18 protein-coding genes and 1 other RNA gene are annotated in these 21,093 nt (G+C 63.3%); 10 read left to right on the forward strand and 9 right to left on the reverse strand.

The window, feature by feature from the left end; translation table 11 throughout:
- Positions 1–63 precede the first annotated feature (63 nt).
- Positions 64–1,086 (forward strand): phosphogluconate dehydrogenase (NAD(+)-dependent, decarboxylating), encoded by a 1,023-nt coding sequence (gene gnd, locus WBF69_RS08255; RefSeq protein ID WP_424263084.1) that lies wholly within the window; start codon positions 64–66, stop codon positions 1,084–1,086.
- A gap of 140 nt (positions 1,087–1,226) precedes the next feature.
- Here the strand turns inward: gnd and WBF69_RS08260 are convergent, their stop codons facing one another.
- Complete coding sequence (locus tag WBF69_RS08260) at positions 1,227–2,009, reverse strand: 3-hydroxybutyrate dehydrogenase (RefSeq protein WP_424263085.1); 783 nt, start codon at positions 2,007–2,009, stop codon at positions 1,227–1,229.
- 105 nt (positions 2,010–2,114) lie between these two features.
- Between WBF69_RS08260 and crcB the strand changes: the two genes are divergently transcribed.
- Positions 2,115–2,516, forward strand: a complete 402-nt coding sequence (gene crcB, locus WBF69_RS08265; protein ID WP_424263087.1) for a fluoride efflux transporter CrcB — start codon at positions 2,115–2,117, stop codon at positions 2,514–2,516.
- Between the two features lie 56 nt (positions 2,517–2,572).
- Here the strand turns inward: crcB and WBF69_RS08270 are convergent, their stop codons facing one another.
- Both WBF69_RS08270 and WBF69_RS08275 read right to left on the reverse strand, forming a co-directional pair.
- A complete protein-coding gene (locus WBF69_RS08270; RefSeq protein WP_424263088.1) occupies positions 2,573–3,289 on the reverse strand; it encodes a TerC family protein in 717 nt (238 codons plus the stop codon).
- A gap of 268 nt (positions 3,290–3,557) precedes the next feature.
- Positions 3,558–4,751 carry an MFS transporter gene (locus WBF69_RS08275; protein WP_424263090.1) on the reverse strand — a complete coding sequence of 398 codons (1,194 nt, stop codon included), beginning with the start codon at positions 4,749–4,751 and terminating at the stop codon, positions 3,558–3,560.
- Between the two features lie 92 nt (positions 4,752–4,843).
- On the opposite strand from WBF69_RS08275, the gene WBF69_RS08280 reads away from it, so the two are divergent.
- From WBF69_RS08280 to WBF69_RS08290, 3 genes are all read left to right on the forward strand, one after another.
- Positions 4,844–5,095 carry a hypothetical protein gene (locus WBF69_RS08280; protein ID WP_424263092.1) on the forward strand — a complete coding sequence of 84 codons (252 nt, stop codon included), beginning with the start codon at positions 4,844–4,846 and terminating at the stop codon, positions 5,093–5,095.
- 4 nt (positions 5,096–5,099) lie between these two features.
- The gene (locus WBF69_RS08285; RefSeq protein ID WP_424263094.1) at positions 5,100–5,837 is read left to right on the forward strand and encodes a hypothetical protein; all 738 of its coding nucleotides are present in this window, start codon (positions 5,100–5,102) and stop codon (positions 5,835–5,837) included.
- 197 nt (positions 5,838–6,034) lie between these two features.
- Positions 6,035–9,385: a DUF748 domain-containing protein gene (locus WBF69_RS08290; RefSeq protein ID WP_424263095.1), complete on the forward strand. Its 3,351-nt coding sequence runs from the start codon at positions 6,035–6,037 to the stop codon at positions 9,383–9,385.
- 40 nt (positions 9,386–9,425) lie between these two features.
- Here the strand turns inward: WBF69_RS08290 and WBF69_RS08295 are convergent, their stop codons facing one another.
- The gene (locus tag WBF69_RS08295) at positions 9,426–11,135 is read right to left on the reverse strand and encodes a SulP family inorganic anion transporter (protein WP_424263097.1); all 1,710 of its coding nucleotides are present in this window, start codon (positions 11,133–11,135) and stop codon (positions 9,426–9,428) included.
- 99 nt (positions 11,136–11,234) lie between these two features.
- Between WBF69_RS08295 and arsC the strand changes: the two genes are divergently transcribed.
- Positions 11,235–11,621 carry an arsenate reductase (glutaredoxin) gene (gene arsC / locus WBF69_RS08300; RefSeq protein ID WP_424263099.1) on the forward strand — a complete coding sequence of 129 codons (387 nt, stop codon included), beginning with the start codon at positions 11,235–11,237 and terminating at the stop codon, positions 11,619–11,621.
- A 39-nt stretch (positions 11,622–11,660) separates the two neighbouring features.
- On the opposite strand, the gene WBF69_RS08305 is transcribed toward arsC, so the two are convergent.
- Both WBF69_RS08305 and ssrA read right to left on the reverse strand, forming a co-directional pair.
- Complete coding sequence (locus WBF69_RS08305; protein ID WP_424263101.1) at positions 11,661–12,431, reverse strand: class I SAM-dependent methyltransferase; 771 nt, start codon at positions 12,429–12,431, stop codon at positions 11,661–11,663.
- 134 nt (positions 12,432–12,565) lie between these two features.
- Positions 12,566–12,931: a transfer-messenger RNA gene (ssrA, locus tag WBF69_RS08310) on the reverse strand.
- Positions 12,932–13,029: 98 nt separating this feature from the next.
- On the opposite strand from ssrA, the gene WBF69_RS08315 reads away from it, so the two are divergent.
- From WBF69_RS08315 to WBF69_RS08325, 3 genes are all read left to right on the forward strand, one after another.
- Positions 13,030–13,896, forward strand: a complete 867-nt coding sequence (locus WBF69_RS08315; protein WP_424263103.1) for a zinc-dependent peptidase — start codon at positions 13,030–13,032, stop codon at positions 13,894–13,896.
- Positions 13,897–13,963: 67 nt separating this feature from the next.
- A complete protein-coding gene (locus WBF69_RS08320; protein ID WP_424263105.1) occupies positions 13,964–14,644 on the forward strand; it encodes a dienelactone hydrolase family protein in 681 nt (226 codons plus the stop codon).
- Between the two features lie 126 nt (positions 14,645–14,770).
- Positions 14,771–15,097, forward strand: a complete 327-nt coding sequence (locus WBF69_RS08325; RefSeq protein WP_424263107.1) for a hypothetical protein — start codon at positions 14,771–14,773, stop codon at positions 15,095–15,097.
- 100 nt (positions 15,098–15,197) lie between these two features.
- Here WBF69_RS08325 and WBF69_RS08330 read toward each other — a convergent pair whose 3' ends face one another.
- A complete protein-coding gene (locus tag WBF69_RS08330; protein ID WP_424263109.1) occupies positions 15,198–16,082 on the reverse strand; it encodes a pirin family protein in 885 nt (294 codons plus the stop codon).
- A gap of 90 nt (positions 16,083–16,172) precedes the next feature.
- Entirely contained in the window at positions 16,173–17,159 is a 987-nt protein-coding gene (gene lipA / locus WBF69_RS08335) for a lipoyl synthase (RefSeq protein WP_424263111.1), read from the reverse strand.
- Between the two features lie 189 nt (positions 17,160–17,348).
- On the opposite strand from lipA, the gene WBF69_RS08340 reads away from it, so the two are divergent.
- Positions 17,349–18,878, forward strand: a complete 1,530-nt coding sequence (locus tag WBF69_RS08340; RefSeq protein WP_424263113.1) for a glycosyltransferase family 39 protein — start codon at positions 17,349–17,351, stop codon at positions 18,876–18,878.
- On the opposite strand, the gene WBF69_RS08345 is transcribed toward WBF69_RS08340, so the two are convergent.
- Positions 18,879–20,972 (reverse strand): putative bifunctional diguanylate cyclase/phosphodiesterase, encoded by a 2,094-nt coding sequence (locus tag WBF69_RS08345; RefSeq protein ID WP_424263115.1) that lies wholly within the window; start codon positions 20,970–20,972, stop codon positions 18,879–18,881.
- Between the last annotated feature and the right edge of the window lie 121 nt (positions 20,973–21,093).

A 21,093-nucleotide genomic window follows, 5' to 3' on the forward strand; every position in this document is an offset into this window, starting at 1 on the left:
TTGCGACAGCGCACGACCGTGCGGTCGGGACGCGCCCCTATCCGGAACCACAGGATATACGCAATGCAAATCGGCATGATCGGACTGGGGCGCATGGGCGCCAATATGACTACCCGGCTATTGCGCGGCGGCCATGACTGCGTCGTGCATGACCAAAGCCCGGAAGCCATCGCTCAACTGGCGGCGCTGGGCGCGACCGGCGCCGCTTCTCTGCAGGAATTGGTGTCGGCCCTGGCCGCGCCGCGCGCCATCTGGCTGATGGTGCCGGCGGGCACCGTCGACACGGTACTGGCCGAGCTGACTCCGCTGCTGCAGGCGGACGATATCGTCATCGATGGCGGCAATTCCCACTACCACGACGATCTGCGGCGCGCCAAGCAGCTACGCTCGCTGGGCATCCATTATGTGGACGTCGGCACCAGCGGCGGCGTCGCAGGGCTGGAACGCGGCTACTGCCTAATGGTGGGGGGTGATCAGGCCGTCGAGCGGCTGACCCCGATTTTCACCACCTTGGCCCCCGGCGCCGGCACGCTGCCACCCACCCCCGGTCGCCGCCCCGGCGACAGCACCGCCGACCAGGGCTGGCTGCATTGCGGCCCGCACGGCGCGGGCCACTTCGTGAAGATGGTGCACAACGGCATCGAATACGGCATCATGGCCGCCTACGCCGAAGGCATGAACGTTCTGCGCCACGCCAACATCGGGCAGCAGACGCACGCAGCGACGGCGGAAACAACACCGCTGCGGTACCCGGAACACTATCAATACGACATGAACCTGCCGGACATCGCCGAACTTTGGCGACGCGGCAGCGTCATCAGTTCCTGGCTGCTGGACCTGACCGCAACGGCGCTGGCCGCCAATCCGGCGCTGTCGGGCTTCGAGGGCCGGGTATCCGATTCCGGCGAAGGCCGCTGGACGATCCAGGCCGCCATCGACGAGGCCGTGCCCACGCCGGTGCTCAGCGCTGCGCTGTATTCCCGCTTTGCCTCGCGCGGCGAGGACGACTTCGCCAACCGGGTGCTGTCGGCCATGCGCCATGCTTTCGGCGGCCATGTAGAGTTGCCGGACGGGTCAACGAAGTAAAGGCATAAAACACCCCCACGCCGCGCAGCCTGACGGCTGCTTGCTGCCCCCCAAGGGGGCGTTTTTGCCTTGGGGCGGCCCGGCGGCAAAAAAACCATCCTGCCAGCGGCACCCGACCGCCCGGCGCAGACCCTTGGAAATCAGCGTGCCGTCCAGCCGCCGTCGATGGACAGCGTGGTGCCGGTCATTTGCGCCGCCGCGTCCGATGCAATGAACACCGCCGCCTGCCCCAGTTGCTGCGGAGTCACGAACTGCAGCGATGGCTGCTTTTCGGCCAGCAGATCACGAGCGGCATCCTCGACGCCTATCCCCTTTTGCTGCGCCAGCGCCTGGATCTGCTTTTCGACCAGCGGCGTACGCACCCAGCCGGGGCAGATGGCATTGCAGGTCACGCCGGTGCCGGCATTTTCCAGCGCCGTGACCTTGGTCAGCCCCACCACCCCATGCTTGGCAGCCACATAGGCGGATTTATTGGCCGATGCCACCAGGCCATGCGCCGAAGCGATATTGATGATGCGTCCGAATTTCTGCTGCTTCATGGCCGGCAGGGCTGCCGCCGAACAATGAAAGACCGCCGACAGGTTCAGCGCAATGATGGCGTTCCATTTGTCGACGGGGAAGTCCTCGATCAGATCGGTATGCTGGATGCCGGCGTTATTGACCAGGATGTCGATGCCGCCCAGCGCCTGGATGGACTGCGCGATGAAGTCGCGCGCCGCCTGGGCATTCATCAGGTCGGCATTCAGATAGACGGCCTTGATGCCGAAATCCTTTTCCAGCCCGGCCCTTTCTCGTTCGATAGCGTCCGCATCCCCGAAACCATTGATCACCACATTGGCCCCCTGTCGGGCCAGTTCCTGAGCGATGGCCAGGCCGATGCCGCTGGTGGACCCGGTAACGACTGCTTTTTTGCCTTTGAGCATAGGATGACTCCTGCTGAAACAGTTCATGGAAATGACTGAATTCAGTGTAGCGCGCCATGCTGAATGCCGCCTTGCAGCCCCAGTAAAACGCCAGTAGCATCAAGCATGTCCTTTTTCTACCACCCGATCTTTGCCATTGCCGTCGGCGCCTCCGGCGGCGCCATCCTGCGCTGGTGGCTGGGGCGCGCATTAAACGCGCTGTTTCCGCTGCTGCCGCCCGGCACCCTGGCCGCCAATCTGCTGGGCGGTTATGTCGTTGGCCTGGCGATCGCGGTCTTTGGCTCATCCCCGCACCTGTCGCCGCAACTGCGGCTGCTGATCATTACCGGCTTCTGTGGCGGGCTGACGACGTTTTCGACCTTTTCAGCCGAACTGGCGATCTTGCTGCAAGAAGGCCGATTCGGCTGGCTGGCGACATCCATCCTGGTCCACGTGGGGGGATCCCTGGGCATGACGCTGCTAGGCATCGGCACAGTCGCCATGATCAGAATACTGACGTCGGCCTGAGCCGCCGTCCCGCAGGTCAGGGCTACGCCTGCCGGCGTAGCCGCGCGCCACACGAATTATTCCGCAGCCGCAGCCGCAGCCGCCAGTTTCTTGCGGCGGGCCAGGAACTGACCCAGCACCACCACCAGCAACGCGCCGACCACTTCAGCCCCGATCTTCCAGGCGGTGGGGGGCGTGCCAAACTGCTCGACCACGACCACATCGGTGATCAGCATGCCGCCCGCAATCCAGCCCAGCAGACCGGCGCCCAGCGTCACCACGACCGGGAAGCGATCGATCAGCTTCAACACCAAGGTGCTGCCCCAGACGATGATGGGCACACTGACGATGAGACCGAACGCCACCAGCCCGATCTGATGATCGGCATGCGCGTTCTGGGCGGCGCCGGCGATGGCGATGACGTTATCCAGACTCATGACGAAATCGGCAATGATGATGGTCTTGACGGCTGCCATGATCGACGCCCCGCCCTTGATCTTGTCGTGCGCATCATCGTCGGGCAGCAGCAGCTTGATCCCGATCCACAGCAGCAGCAGAGCACCAACTACTTTCAGGAACGGCACGCTGAGCAGTGTCAGTGCGAAGGCGATCAGCGCCACGCGCAAGATGATGGCGCCGGCGGTGCCCCACAAAATGCCCTGCATGCGCTGTTTGGGCGGCAGATTGCGACACGCCAGGGCGATCACCACCGCATTGTCGCCACCCAGCAGGATGTCGATCAGAATGATCTGGAATACCGCGCCCCAGTGCAGGGTCTCTAAAAATTCGATCATGTGTCAGTCTCTATGAAAAATGGCCTGAAACCCATCGGGGCCAGGCCACTCTTAAGTAGAGACGCACCTTGCCCGTATTGGCAAGGTCTTGCTCGCAACTGCAAGTTGCCCGGACACCGGGTGTCTGCCTGAAGCAAACGACCGTCATGACGATGTCACGGAAAGTGAGCTACTCCCCTTGAAGGCGCAAGTATATAGGAAAAACTCCGCACCGGGGCAGCGAATGTCGATCACAGCCGCGCAGCAAGCCGACCGGAGTGAAACCCCGTCAGGCCGCTGTCGCAGGCCCCGGCATAAAACGCCAGGCGATCAGTCCGCCCAGGGTTTGCGTCAGCAGCAGGATCGCCACTGTGCCATGCCAGCCTCCCCAGGCATAGGCCACGCCGCACAGCCAGGCCCCGGTAAAGCCGCCGCAATAGTAGGCGGAATAGTACAGGCCGCTGGCCAGCGACCGCCCGCTGGTGATGCGACGGGCAATGAAACTCATGATGGCGGATTGGGTGACGAACGTACCGCACGCCGCCAGCGCCAACGCCACCACGATGCCCCAGGATGGCTGCACCAGGGTCAGCGCCACCCCCAATGCGGAGATCGCCAGCGTGCAGAAAACCGTGCGGCGCGCGCCGAGGCGGGGAATGAGACGCCCCGCCAGCGGCGTCACGACCACCCCCAGCAGATAGACGGCAAAGATATTGGCCAATTGGCCGGAGCTGAAATGATAGGGCTGCGCCGCGAGATGCAGATTCACAAAGGTGAACAGCCCGATCAGGACGAACAGCACCGTGAAGCCCAAGGCGCAGGCGGCCTGCAGCGAGGGATTGCGCAGCAGCTGTCCCAGGGCGTTCATACTGGATCGAAACCGGGCATTGGCCACGAAATGTCGCGAATCGGGCAGGCCGCGCCAGATGATCGCCGCCCCGGCCAGGTTCAACAGGGCCATGACGCCAAAGGCCGATTGCCACGCCATGTATTCCGTCAAATGCCCCAGGATGAAGCGCCCGGAAAATCCCCCCAACACGCTGCCGGACACATACAAGGACACAAAACGCACCATGCTGGGGCCGCGAAATTCCTCGCCGATATAGGCGATGGTCACCACCGACGCCCCCGGCACCGCCAGCCCCTGCAAGAACCGCAGCACCAGCAAACCCTGTATCGATTCCACCCACGGGATCAGCGCTGTCGGGATCGCCAGCGCGAATACCGACCCGACAATCAGCCATTTACGACCGATCGCATCGGACAGCATGCCGACAAAGGGTGAAATCAGCGCCACCGCCAGCACCGTCATTCCCACTGCGTTGCCGATCTCTACCACAGAAGCATTCAGATCGTGCTGCAGCTGCGGCAGAATCGACTGGATCGAATAGACCTGGATGAAGGCGAACATGCCCACCAGCACGACAGTCAGTTTCAGCAGCAGACCGGGGCGGTCATCAGTGTCGGCGGAGGGGGTGGTCACAGAAAATGGACATACTTTGCAGGAATTTTTCATTATATAGGGCCGAACGCGCATGGTATAAAAGGCTGTTTCACCCAGCAGGATCAGGGACCATGCCCATACGAACTCTCAGCCGCCTGGGCGCCGTGGTGGCGCTGGCCATGCTGGCCTCAGGATGCGCATCCGACAGCACCACCAGCAGCCTCGGTGACAGCATCAGCACCGCCCTCAGCAAACCGCTGTGCGCCGTCAGCCCCAGCAGCTGCTTGTACAAAGGCTCATACGAGCCAGGGGAAGCGGCTTACGCCGAACAGGAAGCCAGACGCCTGAACCAGGCCCAGTTGATCCGATTGCGGGGTATGTGAACACATGCCGGACGCCGTCATCTTTACCGACGCCCTGGCCGATCTGGCCTCGGCGGACGACCAGCGCCACGCCGCCGCCCTGGCGCGCGAAGCCTTCACGCAAGTATTCCGGCAGGCAGCCGCTGATTCCTCCACGGACCAGACCGCCGATCTCCCGGCGCGCTGTTTGGACTGGATCGCGGCGGCCCCCTCTCCGGATGCCGCCGCTTTGCGACTGGCGATGCTGTTATCGGGGCTGGATCAGTGGGGACTGGCCTTCAGCCAGGCCTTCGGCATCACCGCCATTCCGTCTCTGACGCGGCTGATCGGGGATCTGCGGGCCCAGACCGATGCCGCCGAAGACGCCCGTCTGCAGCAGCAACTGGAACGGCTGGATGCGCAGGATGGCAACGCCATCGATTTCAAGATCAGCCTGCGCCGCGATATCCACCTGGCGCTCTGGCATGCCTTGGCATCGGGCGCCGACATGCAGGCCGTCCAGGCGATCCTGCACACCCTGGGCAGCCTGCTGCTGACGCTGGATGCCCGCATGCCGACGCTGGGCTGGCGGCTGGTAGCCGACACCCTGGCTCACATCCAGATCCGCCTGCTGGGGACCGACCTGCCGCCGCTGGCGCAAAGCGGCACCCAGCAATTGCTGGATGCGCTCCGCCAGGCTCTGCCGCCCGAGCACTACAAAACCATCCTGGCGCACGCCTCCAGTGTGCTGCTGGACTGGCAGCGCAGCCGACGCGCCCACTGACACCGCGTCTGCGCCTGCCGGCGCAGCATCGCACCCCCTGCCCGCCGGGCGCCGGCATTCAAAGAATGCAAAAACGGGCTTCCCGCAATGGACTCATCGAGTCCGCGTAGCGATAATGAGCAAAAGTCCCGACTGGCCTGATGCCAGCGTGCGTCCAATGGCGCCGGGCGCGGCATCACAACAGAGAGGCGCGGATCATGTCATTCAGAATGCCAGTGCTGACACTCAGCCGACGGGCGATCAGGATTCTGGGCGGCATCGCGCTCACCCTGCTCCTGCTGGCCGCGCTGTCGGCATGGCTGGTGCCCAAGGCCGTGCACCATGCGCTCACCCGGAACGTCGCCGAACTGCTGGGCCGCCAGGTAGACGTGGGCGAGATCCGCTTCAATCCCTTCACGCTGGCGCTGAGCGCTCAGGATCTCGTCATCGCCAAGCCCGAATCCGCGCCGCTGCTGCAGATCGGCAAGATCGACCTGCGCGTGGCCTGGCGTTCCCTGGTGCTGTTCGCGCCGGTGCTCGACCGCATCCACATCGACCAACCCCGTCTCGCGTTGACGCGCCTGGACACGGCGCGCTTCAACTTTTCCGATATCGTCGACCGCCTGGCCAGCGAACCCACGCCACCGCCCGCCGAACCCTCGGCCCAGGAACCCCCGCGCTTTTCCCTGAACAATCTGTCGCTGACCGGGGGCGCCATCCAGCTAGACGACCAGGTCACGGGCCGCCAACAGAAAATCGACGACCTGACGCTGGGGATCCCTTTCATTTCCTCGCTAGGCTACGCCACAAAGATCGATGTGCTGCCCCAAGTGCGGATGCACATCAACGGCAGCCCCTTCGAGCTCACCGGCACGGCGCTGCCGTTCGACGACGTCCCCTCGTCCACGCTGAACGTGACGCTGGATGGTCTGAAACTCGATCCGTGGGCCGATTTCTGGCCGCTGGCCCTGCCCGTCCAACTCAAAAGCGCCCTGCTGGATTCCAAGCTGCAGGTGCTCTTCGAACAACCCGCAGGCGCAGCGCCACGGGTCCGAGTGCAGGGCGACGCGGGTCTGCGTCAACTCGACATGATCGAATCTTCGGGCGAACCGTTGCTGAACTGGGATCGCCTGCAGGTTCAGGGTCTGTCCGCCGACCTGAGCGCCCGCACCGTCTCCATCAGCACCATCCGTCTGGACAAACCGCATGTGGAAGCACACCGCGACGCCAAACAACTGAACTGGCAGCGCGTCGCGGCGGGCTTTGCCAAACTGGGCGCCCCCGCGCAGACTGAACCTGCGCCCGCCGAGACCGCTGAACAGCCCGCAGCACCGGCAGCCCCCGCCTGGAAGATCGCCATCGACGCCTTCAAGATGCAGGCCGGCGAGGTACGCCTGCGCGACGATCCCTCCGGCCTGGACTACCTCTTAAACGAGCTGGGCGCGGACATCCAGCACATCGCCCTGCCGCAGGCGGCGGACCAGCCCATGCTGGTGCACCTGGACATGGACAACCCCACGGACGGCAGTTCGCTGCAGATCCAGGCGCCCGTCGTGCTGCAGCCCCTGTCGGTCCAAGCGCAGGTCCGGCTGGACCAACTGGCGCTGACGCCCTTCGCGGCGGCGGTTCGCCATGTCGCGCCGCTGACCGTGCAGGATGGACGGCTGAGCCTGGAAGGCAAGGTCAACGTGGCCGATACGCGCATAGAAGCCCGCGAGCTCAAGCTGGCCCTGCAGCAATTTGCCGCGCGCGATGATTCCGTCAAACCCGGTGTGAACCTGTCGCTTCACTCGCTGACGCTGGAAGCCGATCGTCTGGCGCTGGATGCCCAGCCGACGAGCTTCAGTCTGCAGGCCGATGGCCTGCAGAAGCACGGCACCCTGGCGCTCAAGGGTTCCCTGACGACACAGCCGCTGCAACTGAAAACATCCGTCGATCTCAAGAAATTCGACGTGGCTTCCCTGGCGCCTTACATCGCTTCCAGCCTGAACGCCACGGTGCGCAGCGTATCCCTGGGCGCGCGCGGCAACGCGGAATTCGCCCCCGAACAAAACGGCAAACCGATGCGGGTGGATTGGCGCGGCGCAGTCCAGGTCAACGATCTGGACTTGCAGGACCGCATCAACAAGGCGGCATTCCTGAACTGGAAGCGCCTGGGCCTGAACAATATGCGCGTCTCGATGACGGGACAGGCGCTCAGCCTGGACCTGGGCGACATCGCCCTGGAAGACTTCTACGGCAACGTCCTGCTGAACAGCGATGCGCGGCTGAACGTCATGGATATCCTGGTGGACAAAGGCCAGGCGGGTGGATCCATCACGCAAAACACGCAAACCCGCCGCGCGGCCACAAGCAGCAGGCCTGCCGCTCGCCAAGCCGCCGCCCCCGACATCTCGATCCGCAGTGTCAAGCTCTCGCGCGGGCGCATGACGTTCAACGACCATTTCGTGCGGCCCAACTACCGCGCCGAACTGTCGTCCATCGACGGCACACTCACTGCCGTGTCCTCGTCCAAACCCACACCGGCCAAGGTCAGCATCGCAGGCCGCGTGTATGGCACGGCGCCCTTTTCCGTGTCGGGCACGGTGCAGCCTTTCGCGCGCTTCCTGGCGCTGGACCTGAAGGCATCCGCCCAGGGCGTGGACTTGCCCCGCTTCACCACCTACGCATCCAAATACGTCGGCTACGCCATCGAACGCGGCAAGCTGTCGGTCGATCTGCAGTATCAAATCAAGGACCGCGCCCTGCAGGCCAGCAACAAGGTGCAACTCAATCAGCTGACCTTCGGCAAACCGTCCGATAGTCCCGACGCCATCCAGCTGCCGGTGCTGCTGGCGGTATCCCTGCTGAAAGACGCCAACGGCAATATCGACATCAATCTGCCGATCTCCGGTTCGCTGGACGACCCTGAGTTTTCGGTGGGCGGCATCATCGTCAAGGTGATCATGAACACGCTGGTCAAGGCCGTGACTGCGCCTTTCTCGCTGCTGGCTTCCGCTTTCGGCAGCGACAACGATCTGTCGCACATCGCCTTTGCGCCCGGTAGCGCAGCACTGGACGACACCGCCAAATCCAGCATCGCCACCCTGGTCACGGCGTTGAACGACCGCCCCTCGCTGAAGATGGACATCATTGGCCGCGCCGATCCCCAAGCCGACGAAGCCGGCCTGCGCCAGGCCTGGGTGGATGACAAGCTGCGCGCGCTCAAGGCGCGCGACATCGGCAAGAAAACCGATCCGGCCAGCATCACACTGAGCGACGCCGACCGCGCCAAATATCTGGAAGACGTCTATGACGACACCAAAATAAAGAACAAGCCGCGCAACGCCATCGGCTTTGCCAAATCGCTGCCGCCGGAACAAATGAGCGCCCTGCTGCTGGCCGCCGCCCCGCTGAATCAACAGTCCCTGGAAACCCTGGCCGAAGCCCGTGCGCAAGCCGTGTACGAACAGATCCTGACGACTGCTCAGGACCTGACCAACCGGGTCTTCATCGTGGCGCCCAAGACCGATGCGTCGGACACGGACGACGGCGGCCCGGCGACCCGCGTGGATTTCGCCTTGCAGTAGCGGGCGGCGGGCGGATTCGATCCGCCCGCACGCCATCGCGCTACGATGCGCTGATAGCCTGGCGGGCGGACGCGACCGCGCGGCCCACGTCTTTGCAGAACTGCGCCGAGGCATGCTGTACCCCGTGACGCAACAAGGTATGCCGGACAGATCGGCTCGCCCCGGCGATATAGACGGCGGCGCCCCGCCGACTGGCCTTGCCGGCCAGATCCTCGATGGTGGCGACCCCGGTGGAATCCAGCAGAGACACATCCGACAGATCGACGATGTAGGCCTTGGGCTGATCGCCGATGCGATCCAACGCCGCCTGGACAGCCGACGTAGCGCCAAAAAAGAACGCCCCGCTGACACGGATGACCGCGATATCCGCATCGGCTGCGACCGCCAGTTCCTCGTCGCCCAGGGCCACGTCCGCGATCTCGTCGGGCCGGTCATCCGGTATCCACGAGGGATGGACGCGTTCCACCGCCACCATCCCCGCCATGCGGTGCATGAACAGAAAGGCGCTCAGGGCAAAGCCGATCAGGATGCCTTCGCTGAGATCGCGGAAAATGACCAGCAAAAAGGTCACGAGCAGCACCACGGCATCGCCCCAGGACACGCGCAACAAACGCGCAAAAGCGTGTTTTTCCACCATATTCCAGGCCACGATGGTCAACACGCCCGCCAGACTGGCCAGCGGAATGTAGGACGCCACCGGCGCCGCGACCAGCACAAACAACAGCAGGAACACGGCATGCAGCATGCCCGACACCGGTCCGTGCGCGCCGGAACGGACATTCGCCGCCGTGCGCGCGATATTGCCGGTCACGCAGATGCCGCCGAACAAGGGGGATGCGATATTGGCCATGCCCTGCGCGACCAGTTCGCAATTGGAGCGATGCCGCCCCCCGGCCATCGAATCCGCCACCACGGCGGATAGCAGACTTTCGATGCAACCCAGCAAGGTAAAAGCCAAGGCATTGGGCATCACGGCCAGGACTTTGTCGACCGTAACATCAGGCAAATGAGGCATAGGCAGCGCCTGCGGGATGCCGCCAAACTGGGTGCCGATGGTTTCCACCTGCAGGCCGAATACCGCCACGCCCGCGGCAGTCACCACGACCGCAATCAGAAACGAAGGCCATTGCGGCCGCACCCGCCGCACAGCGATGATGACGCCGATCGTGACCGCCGCCACCAGCATCGCCATCGGACTGGCCGTCGGCATCGCGGCGCCCAGCGCCTGCAATTTGGGCAGCAGCGGTCCCGGCTCGTGTTCCAGGCGCAAGCCGAACAGATCCCTGATCTGGCTGGCAAAAATGATGACGGCGATCCCGGCGGTAAAACCCACCGTCACCGGATACGGTATGTATTTGATGAAGGTGCCCAGCCGCAGAAAACCGATGGCAGCCAGCATCAATCCCGACAACAAGGTCGCCAGCAACAGCCCATCCACCCCGTGCTGGGCCACCGCCGCCGCCACCAGCACAATGAAAGCCCCCGCCGGCCCCCCGATCTGGAAACGGCTGCCGCCGAAAGCGGACACGATGAAGCCGCCGACGATGGAGGTATACAGGCCACGGTCGGGCGTCACACCGGAGGCAATGGCAATCGCCATGGACAGCGGCAAGGCGACGATCGCCACCGTCAAGCCCGAAAACGCATCCGCCCGCAGATTCGCCAGACTGTAGCCCTGCTTGAGCACAGACACGATCTTGGGGGTGTACAGTTCGCGAAAACTGGGTTTCGCGGCAGAGGTCAAATCCATGTCAATCCTTTGGCTGCCAAACGGACGGCTTATGCTATCGCCAGTTCGCTATTATGTAGGACCATCGGGTCTTTTTTCCAATCACACCGAGGCAACGGCATGAGCCAAATCACCATCTACCATAATCCCGCCTGCGGCACCTCGCGCAATGTCCTGGCGCTGCTGCGCGACAGGGGCGAAGAACCCACCGTCATCGAATACCTGAAAACGCCACCCGACCGCGCTACCTTGACGACACTGATTGCCCAAATGGGCGTGCCGGTCAGATCCGTGTTGCGCGAAAAAGGCACGCCCTACGCCGAGCTGGGCCTGGACGACCCGAAATGGACCGACGAGCAGCTGATTGATTTCATGATCCAGCATCCCATCCTGATGAACCGGCCCATCGTGGTCACCCCGTTGGGCGCCCGTCTGTGCCGGCCCCTGGACGTCGTCCGGGAAATCCTGCCCCAAGACGACGACCCAGGAATGCCCGCTCACCAGTGACGGGTAAACCGCGGACCATGTCATTCCGCCGGCGTTCATCTATTCATCGACCCAGACCGACGCCAGCGCATTGTTTTCAAAATTCAGGATGAAAGCCTGAGGAACAGCCGTCTTGCCGGTCTGGATGCGCAGCGTCAGGGCAGCGCCGCACAGCGTCGCGCTGTCCACTTTGACGACAGCGTCATCCAGCCAGGCGCTGCCGGTCACGTCCTGGAAGCGTTGCTCGAGCTGCACCCGGTACTGCCCGCCTTCCATGCCTTCCCATTCCCACACGCCTGCCACCTGAGCCGGCACGATCCATTTGTACAGGTTCACGCCTCGCTGGTTCCCGCCCCGCAATTCGATCTGTTCATCCGCCCGCCAGTCGCCCATCTTGAACACATGCGACAGAATGCGCGTACCGGGCCGGAGTTCTTTCAGCAGACGGGGCCGCAACTGGAGATTGACCGCTTCCAGGAGATACAACGTGATGACGGTCGCGTCGCGGATGTCTACGGTGAAGATGTCCTCTTCAATGAAATCGACCAGGTATTCCACGCGGACATGACCGGCCTCTTCCATGGCGTCTGCGATACGCAGCGGGTCGAGCTCCACCCCGATGCTGCGTGCGCCCCGCGTCCGTGCCGCAGCGATCACAATACGGCCATCGCCGCAGCCCAGGTCGTACAGCAAGTCCGTCGAGCGGACTTCCCCCAAGCTCAACAGGCCTTCGATCACATCATCATCGCTAGGGACAAAAGGCACGTCCAATAGTTTGCCCGGCGCGGGAGAATAATCGTCAAGGTCATCCAGCAAGTCTCTAAACATCATGAGGCGCCTATAAAAATGGGCCAGGGGAGATCCACGCAGCCCCCGCACAGTCCCGAACACACATCCGCCCACGAGCAGAGCCCAAAAAGAAAACCCGCCATCTGGCTGGAACCGGATGACGGGCTTCAAATAGCTGGTGGAGCCGGGGGGAATTGAACCCCCGTCCGCAAGCCCTCTGCAAGTAGATCTACATACTTAGTCGGCCTATTTTAATTTTTTAGCTTTGGATCATGCCGGACGACAGGCCCTTCCGCAGCGATTCACACTGATTTAAGAGGCGACCCAGTGACCTGGTCGAATCCGATTCCCTGTAAGTGACGCTGCTGTGGGTTTTACCCCACCCGACCCAGGGACAGATCGGTGCAGCGGCTCACCGCTTAAGCGGCCAGAGCGAAACGCTCGTCGTTGGCGTTTGTAGTTTTCCAGTGGATTTACGAGCGAACTGGGGCTCGGTATGCACTATCTTGTTTTGTGACCCACGTCGAAGCCATGTCGGCCCCATACCTCCTTATTGTACCGGTCTTTTTCGGATAATGAAATTACAATCAGGTCCCATGAGGACCATTCACCACACCCCTGCCCTGCCTGGGCGCCCATCATGCTGCGCTGGCTGACGGGGCGCGCCGCCCGGGATCGGGCCATCGACCAGGCCCTGGCGTCATTGGATGCGCAGGTCTGGCCGCAGCTTCTCGCACAGCACCGGTTCCTGCTGGGCCTGGACGAGCACAGCGCCGAGACGCTGCGCCACCACACCGCCTGGATTCTGGCGAACAAAGCCTTTCACGGCGCCCACGGCCTGCAGGTGACGCCGGACATGCGCCGTTCGATCGCGGTGCAGGCGGCCCTGCCGATTCTGGGCCTGGACACGTCGCTATACCGGGGCTGGACGCAGATCGTGGTGTATCCGGGCGGTTTCCTGGTGGCGCGCACCGATACCGACGAGGCGGGCGTGGTCCATGAATACGTCCAGGAAACATCCGGGGAATCCTGGGAAGGCGGCCCGGTGATCCTGTCCTGGGAAGACGCCCGGCCCGATCCGGACACCCTGGCGAACGTGGTGATCCATGAGTTCGCCCATAAACTCGATCAGCGGGCGGGCGGTGCGGATGGCATGCCGGGCCTGCGCGCGCACCGGGACCTGGATGCCCGCCACTGGCGCGACGTGCTGGAGACGACCTTCGACGATTTCAACGCGTGGGTCGACGAGATCGAAGCCGCCATCCCGTCCCACATGGACCCCGAATCCGATGCCGCCGCAGACTGGTACGCGGATCTGCCGCTGGACCCCTATGCGGCCCAGGACCCGGCGGAATTCTTCGCGGTCAGCTCGGAAAGTTTTTTCATCGAACCCTGGGCGATGGCGGCAGCCTGGCCGGACTGGTACGGATTGCTGGTCCAATACTACCGGCAAGATCCTCTGCAACGCCTGGAACAGGCGGGCGTGTCCGGCCAGACCGCCCCCTAAGACCCAGCCGCGACCCATGCGCAATGGGGTACGATCAAACGCATCTCTCTGATTCTGGAGCACGCTGATGGATATCACATTGACGGCCCGCGATGGCCATCCCCTGAAAGCCTATGTCAACGGCCCCGACGATGCCCACGCCGGCGTGGTGGTGCTGCCGGAAATATTCGGCATCAATCCGTACATCCGCAGCGTGGTGGACCGCTATGCCGCCCAGGGCTACCGCGCGATCAGCCCGTCCCTGTTCGATCGCAAGACTGCGCCCGACACCGGGCTGCAGCTAGGCTACAGCCCCGACGACATCCAGCGCGGCCTGGGCTACAAAAAAGCCATCCCGGACGACACTGCCCGCCTGGATATCGAAGCGGCTGCCGCCGCCCTGCAGGGGCAAACGGTCAAGCTGCTGACCGGTTATTGCTGGGGCGGCTATCTGTCCTGGCGCATGGCGTGTCTCAGCGATGTCTTTGCTGCCGCCTCGTGCTGGCACGGGGGCGGCATCACCAAACATTGCCACGACACGGCCCGCATCCCGGTGCAGATGCACTTTGGCGGACAGGACCCTTCCATCCCCCTGTCGGATGTGGATCAGATCCGGGCAGCCCAAACCCAAGTGGAAATACATGTCTACGACGGCGCCGGACACTCGTTCGGCAGGGATGCCACGCCTGCCTACCGCCCGGAGGCCGCCCAACTGGCCTGGGATCGGACACTGACGTTTTTTTCACACCACGGCGGCAACAAACGTTAGGATTTGTGCCGAATCGCCGCCTGATGCATCTCCAGGTAGCCTTTTGATGCGACTCTACGCAAGACGTCCATGCTTTCTCCTGCCCTGTCGGCCACAATCATGACCATCAACTGGCAGGAGAAACCAATGAGAAAAAGCATCATCGCAGCCGCTGTGCTGGCTGGCGCTCTGGTCGGGGGGCCAGTCGCCCAGGCAGGCGACATCGACGTGGGGATTTCCATCGGCATCCCCGGCATGATCTGGGGCGGCCCGGCCTACTATCCGCCCCCGCCACCTCGCTACTACCACCCCCCCAGGGTCGTTGTCGTGCCCGAACCGGTCTACGTCCCCGGCCCCGGCTATCGTCGCGGCTGGGTGGATCGCGGCCACTACGAACGCTACGAACGGAAATACCGAAAAAAGGCCTGGAAGCATTATCGCGGCCACCGGGACCGCGATTGGGACGACGATTGAATACAACAAGGGCGGATGAGGTGTCTCACCCGCCCTTGTTGTATCGACGTCCGACGGACGACAAAACCCTATCCAGCGCTGGCGGTATGATGCAGCGCTGCTAAGCGCCTTGCGCCGGCTGCGCCAATACCCCGTCGCGATAGTCGCGCAGGGCCTGCTCGATTTCCTGCTGGGTATTCATGACAAACGGACCATATTGCGCGATGGGTTCGTTCAGCGGCTTGCCGGCCAGCAACAGAACGCGCACCCCGTTGGCAGCCTCAGCCGCCGGGGCGATGCGCACGACTTCGCCCTGTTCGCCGTACCAGACGCTATGTCCGGCGGCGATCGCCTGGTCTTCGGCAGCCAACTGGCCCTCGAACACGTACAGCAGCAACTGGTGCGTGGCGGGGACGGGAATATCCACGGACTGGCCAGCCATGACGCAGATATCGGCGATCAGGGGTTGCGTGACGGATTGCTCCGCCCCCTGCCCCGGACCGACCAAGGGACAGGTCGCCCAGGGAATGGTCCCGGCGATCAGCTTGATGAAACCGCCCTCGGGCAGCTCGGCGGTCGTGATGTCGGCGGCGGGAATGTCCCGGTAGTGGGCCGGCTGCATTTTTTCGGTAGCCGGCAGATTCAGCCAGATCTGGAAACCGCGCAGCAAGCCGTTTTCCTGTTGCGGCATTTCTTCGTGGATGATGCCGCGTCCCGCCGTCATCCACTGGACGCCGCCGGCGCGCAGGTCGCCTTCGTTGCCCAGATGATCGCGATGGCGCATATGGCCGTCGACGATGTAGGTGACGGTTTCAAAGCCGCGATGCGGATGGGGCGGGAACCCGGCGATGTAATCGTCGGGATCATCGGACGAGAAGGCGTCCAGCATCAGGAATGGGTCCATCCGCACATGATGCTGATATCCCAGGACACGCAACAGGCGGACACCGGCCCCGTCCTGAGTCGCCTGAGCCGGGAGAATGCGGGTGATAGCTCGGGTCGTCATGATCACACTCCGTCTTGAATGCTGATACACGTCATTATGGATCACATCGTCCCGACCCATGCCCGCCGCGCGCCGTAGGCCGCGACGGGATCAGAGCCCGACGTTTTCTTTTTCCAGCACTTGTTCAGCACGGTAGCTGGAACGCACCAGCGCCCCGGACACGACTTCACGAAAACCCTTGGACAGACCCAGATCGCGATACGCACGGAATTCGTCTGGCGTGACGAAGCGGCGCACCGGCAGGTGATTGGCCGTGGGCCGCATGTACTGGCCAAAGGTCAGGATATCGACATTGGCCGCACGGATGTCATCCATGGCCTGTTCGATTTCATCGTCGGTTTCCCCCAGGCCCAGCATCATGCTGGTCTTGGTCAGCGTCTGCGGCGCGTAGGACTTCGCATGCGCCAGCACATCCAGCGTTTGCCGATAGCCGGCCCGCACGTCGCGCACGACATGGGTCAGGCGTTCGACGGTTTCGACGTTCTGGGCAAACGTCGTCAAGCCGGCATCGAGGATGGTTTCGATGCAACCGTGATTACCCTGAAAATCAGGCGTCAGCGCCTCGACCGCCGTGTGCGGCGAGCGTTCGTGGATGGCCCGGATACAGGCGGCGTAGTGCCCTGCTCCGCCGTCGATCAGATCATCACGATCCACGGACGTCAGCACGACGTATTTCAGCTGCATCAGGGCGACGGCGTCTGCCACGCTGGCGGGTTCTTCATGATCCAGCCAGCCGTGGGGATTGCCGGTGCTGACCGCGCAGAATTTACAGGCGCGGGTGCAGACCGACCCCATCAGCATCAGGGTCGCGGTGCCGCGACCCCAGCATTCGGCGATGTTCGGGCACTTGGATTCTGCGCAGACGGTATTGAGTTTGTGGGTTTCGACGATATCGCGGACTTCCTGGTAGCGGGCGCCGGACGGCACCCGTACCCGCAGCCATGAGGGCTTGGGGGCTGAATCAGGAATGTCAGCGAGTTCGCTGGGCCGCATGCCGTCCTTGACGGCGCGAGTACCCTGCGGACTGATGAATTTTGACCCCGAACGGGCGCGGATGATGGGGACTTCAGTCGTCATGGAGAAACCTGTGCAAGATGATGATCGGACGCGCGTCAGCCCCGGCGCACGCCTGCGGCGATAGTACCACGCAGCCAGGCGCACGCGACGGATTCCCCTGATGCGAACCGGGATCGTATACTGGCGGCCATGCAGCAGGCCCTACGCCCCACGATCCCCCTTCTGGCACGCCCCCCTGGGGACGCATTGGTGTTGCTTTGCCTGCTGGGCATGGCGACGCTGTGGACCACTTTGTGCGGGATCAGCCACTCGGCCCCTGATCTGGACGGCATGGAAGAACTGGTCTGGGCCGCCAGCCTGGAACTGGGCTATACCAAACATCCGCCCCTGCCTTCGTGGATCATGCACTTCGCCACCGAACTGCTGGGGCGTCCGGTCTGGCTGCCGTTCCTGATGGGACAGCTGTTTTCGGCGCTGGGCCTGTGGTTCGTCTGGAAACTGGGCTGCGAGCTGACCTCCCGTCGCCGGGCGCTGATGGCGACCCTGCTGGTCTCCGTCACCGCGTATTTTTCGCTGCGCGGCACGATCTACAACCACAACACGGCGCAGCTATGGTCCATCACGGCATCCATCTGGCTGTTTTACCGGGCGCTGCGCGGTCAACAGACCCGCGACTGGGTGCTGCTCGGGGTGGTCGGCGGGCTGTCCATGATGACCAAATACAGCGTCCTGATCCAGTTCACCGCCTTTTTCCTGTATCTGCTGCGCAGCGGCGCATGGCGTCAGCGGCGCACCTGGATCGGCCTGGGCTGGGCCGCTCTGGCCTTCGCCCTGATCATCAGCCCGCATGTGTGGTGGCTGATCCAGCACCGTTTCGAGCCCCTGCTGTATGCCGACGCCTCGCTGGAGGCGGGCGGTCGTTTGGCGGCGCTGGGCGCGCTGCTGTCCTTTATCCTGGATCAGGCGGGGCGGCTGGCGCCCATGTTGGTCGTGTTGGGCGCCTGGGCGCTGTGGCGCCGCCGCTGCGGGGATCGGGCGCCGGGCCATGCCGCCAACGACGAGTCCTTTGCCGATGCGCAGGATGCGCCACGCTATATCCAGGACTTCAACGCCAGCGACCGCCAGTTTCTGCTCTGGGTCGGGCTGGCGCCGTTTGTCTCCACCATCCTGGTCTCGATTCTGCTGGGATCACGGCTGGAAGCATCCTGGGCCAGCACGTTCTTCGTGCTGTTTGGCTTTTACGGCCTGTGGTGGCTGCGCGGCCCTGAATCCGTGCAGTTGCGTCGCATCCTGATCCTGACAGCCGCCCTGCACCTGATCATGGCACTGGGCTACGCCGCTGCACGCGGACCGCTGGCCCAATCCTTGGGACAGGCATCCCGTTCCACCTATCCGGGGCCGGCGCTGGCCGCCCTGGCCGTGCAGCACTGGCAGCAGCACCAGCCAGGCCGCCCGCTGCGCGTCATCGTGTCCAACACCTGGCTGGGCGGCAATATCGCCGTGCACGTCAGCCCACAGACCCAGGTCTACATCGACGCCAGCGACGAACAATCCCCCTGGTTCGCCCCCGGCACGGCGTTGCACTGCGGCGCGGTGGTCGCCTACAGCCCCCAAGGGCGGGCCGCCCCCTCGGCCAAGCTGCAGGCGCTATACGATGCAGCCCCCTGGAAAGGGGTGGATGAAGTGCCTTGGTCCGGCCCCAAGGGCCGCCTGATCGATCTGCACTGGGCTGTCCTGCCGGCTACTGCCGACTGCCTGAAAAGCCAGCGCCCGGACTGATCAACCCACTGCCGTGCGCCCCTGGAATTGTCCAGGGCGGATGTCGGTGCCGGCCTGCAGCAGGGCCTCGAAGGCATGCGCAGGCATGGGACGGGCAAACAGATACCCCTGCCCGTAATCGCACCCCGCCGCCGCCAGCAATTCGTACTGCTGGGCGGTCTCGATGCCTTCGGCCACGACCTGCAAGCCCAGTTTGTGGGCCAGCAGAATGATGGCCTCGCACAGGGCATGATCGGCGCCGCCAGGGTAAAGGTTGGCGACGAAGGACTGGTCGATCTTCAGGAAGTCGATATTGAATTTGCGCAGATAGGACAGCGACGAATACCCGGTACCGAAGTCATCCAGCGCGACGCGCACGCCCGCATTGCGGAAGGCTTCCAGTTGCTGACGGATGCGTTCATCATCGGAATCCATCAGCAGGCCTTCGGTGATTTCCACGATGACGTGACGCGGATGCAGGCCCAAGGTATCCAGATGCGCCGCCCAGAATGCCAGATCCAGGCCTTCGTGGCGTAGCTGGGCCGGGGAAATATTGACGCTGACCTGGATGTCCTGGCTGAAACGTTGCCGCCATTCGGCTGCCTGGCGCGTCGCCTCGCAAAACACCCAATCGCCCAGCGCCCGGATGATGCCGGTTTCCTCGGCCAGCGGAATGAATTCCGCGGGCGACACCAGCCCCCGCACGGGGTGATGCCAACGCAGCAAGGTTTCGGCCTTGGCCACCCTGCCGTCCTGCAGATCCACGATGGGCTGGAAATGCAGGGAAAACTGGTTTTGATCCAGCGCCAAGTGCAGATCGTTGACCAGGCGCATACGCGTCTGGGCGCGTTCCTGCATGGACGCAGTGAAATAGCGGCTGCGGTTGCGGCCATCGGCCTTGGCCGAATACATGGCCTGGTCTGCGTTGTTCAACAGGGATTCGGCATCGGTGGCGTCTTCGGGAAAGAACGTCACCCCGATGCTGGTGGAAATGAAGACGGTCTCCACCCCCAGACGGAAAGGTTCGGCCAGGGTGCGCAGGATGGACCGCGTCAGGCGTTCGACATCGCGCGGTTCGCGCACGTCGTCGAGCAGGACCGTGAATTCATCGCCGCCCAGACGGGCCACGGTATCGCTCTGGCGCACGCAGGCGCTCAGGCGGCGGGCGGCTTCTTTCAGCAGATCATCGCCCATGGCATGACCCAGGGTATCGTTGATTTCCTTGAAGCGGTCCAGGTCCAGAAACAACAGGCCCAGCCGCCCATTGCTGCGCTGGGCCTTGCGGATGCTTTGTTCCAGACGATCATGGAACATCTGGCGATTGGGCAGATCGGTCAGCCGGTCGAAATTGGCCTGCTTCCAGATGATGGCTTCCGCCTGCTTGATTTCAGCGATATTGGAAAAAATCATCACCCGGCGATGGACTTCGCCATCATCGCCGAACGAGGTATTGATACTGAGCCATTCCGGGTAGAGTTCGCCATTGACGTGCTGGCCCCAATGCTCGCCCTGCCAGCTGCCGGTTTCTATCACCGCGCGCCACATGGTGCGGTAGAACTCGCGATCATGGCAGGGGGAATTCAGACAGCGCACATGGCGACCGATGACGTCGGCTTCCGAACGGCCACGCAAACTGACAAAGGCCGGATTCACATCCAGGATGATGCCTTTCGGGTCCAGCACCAGCATGCCTTCGCTGGTATTGCGATACACCAGCGAGGCCAGTTCCGCCTGGCGATCGGTGTCGTCTTGATCTTTGTGGCGCTGGCGCATCACATACAGATGGCTGCGGCCCGAAGAAGAAGGAATCTGCGTCGCCGCGCCCGCCAGCGGGAAAATCCGGGACTCGCAATGCTGCCCCGGCCCTCGCCACAGCAAGGTATGACGGACGCCATCCTGATCCAGCCGCGCATTGACGTCGCCGATATCCGGCAACAACGTGGAGACGGGCATGCCCAAGGCGGTCTCACGCTGATAGCCGAACAGCCGCTCGGCGCTGCGATTCATATAGACGATGGCGCCACGTGTATCCGTGGCCAGAAAGGCATCCTGCGAAAAATCACCCAGACGTAGCAAGGCCAGGATGTGGGAGCGATCGGAGGGTCTGGTGGGCAAGAGCGCCTCGGCCCGAGCACCAAGCGTCTGGCCCTCGGGGAAATGAAATGAGGGGGTAGAGAGAGCCATCACGGAAAGACAAGTGAATGCAGCGCTAGGACCATGACGGCACTTCCGGAGA

Origin of the sequence: Castellaniella sp. (assembly GCF_049673105.1) — a bacterium.
In the GTDB taxonomy this organism is placed as follows: Bacteria; Pseudomonadota; Gammaproteobacteria; order Burkholderiales; family Burkholderiaceae_B; genus Castellaniella.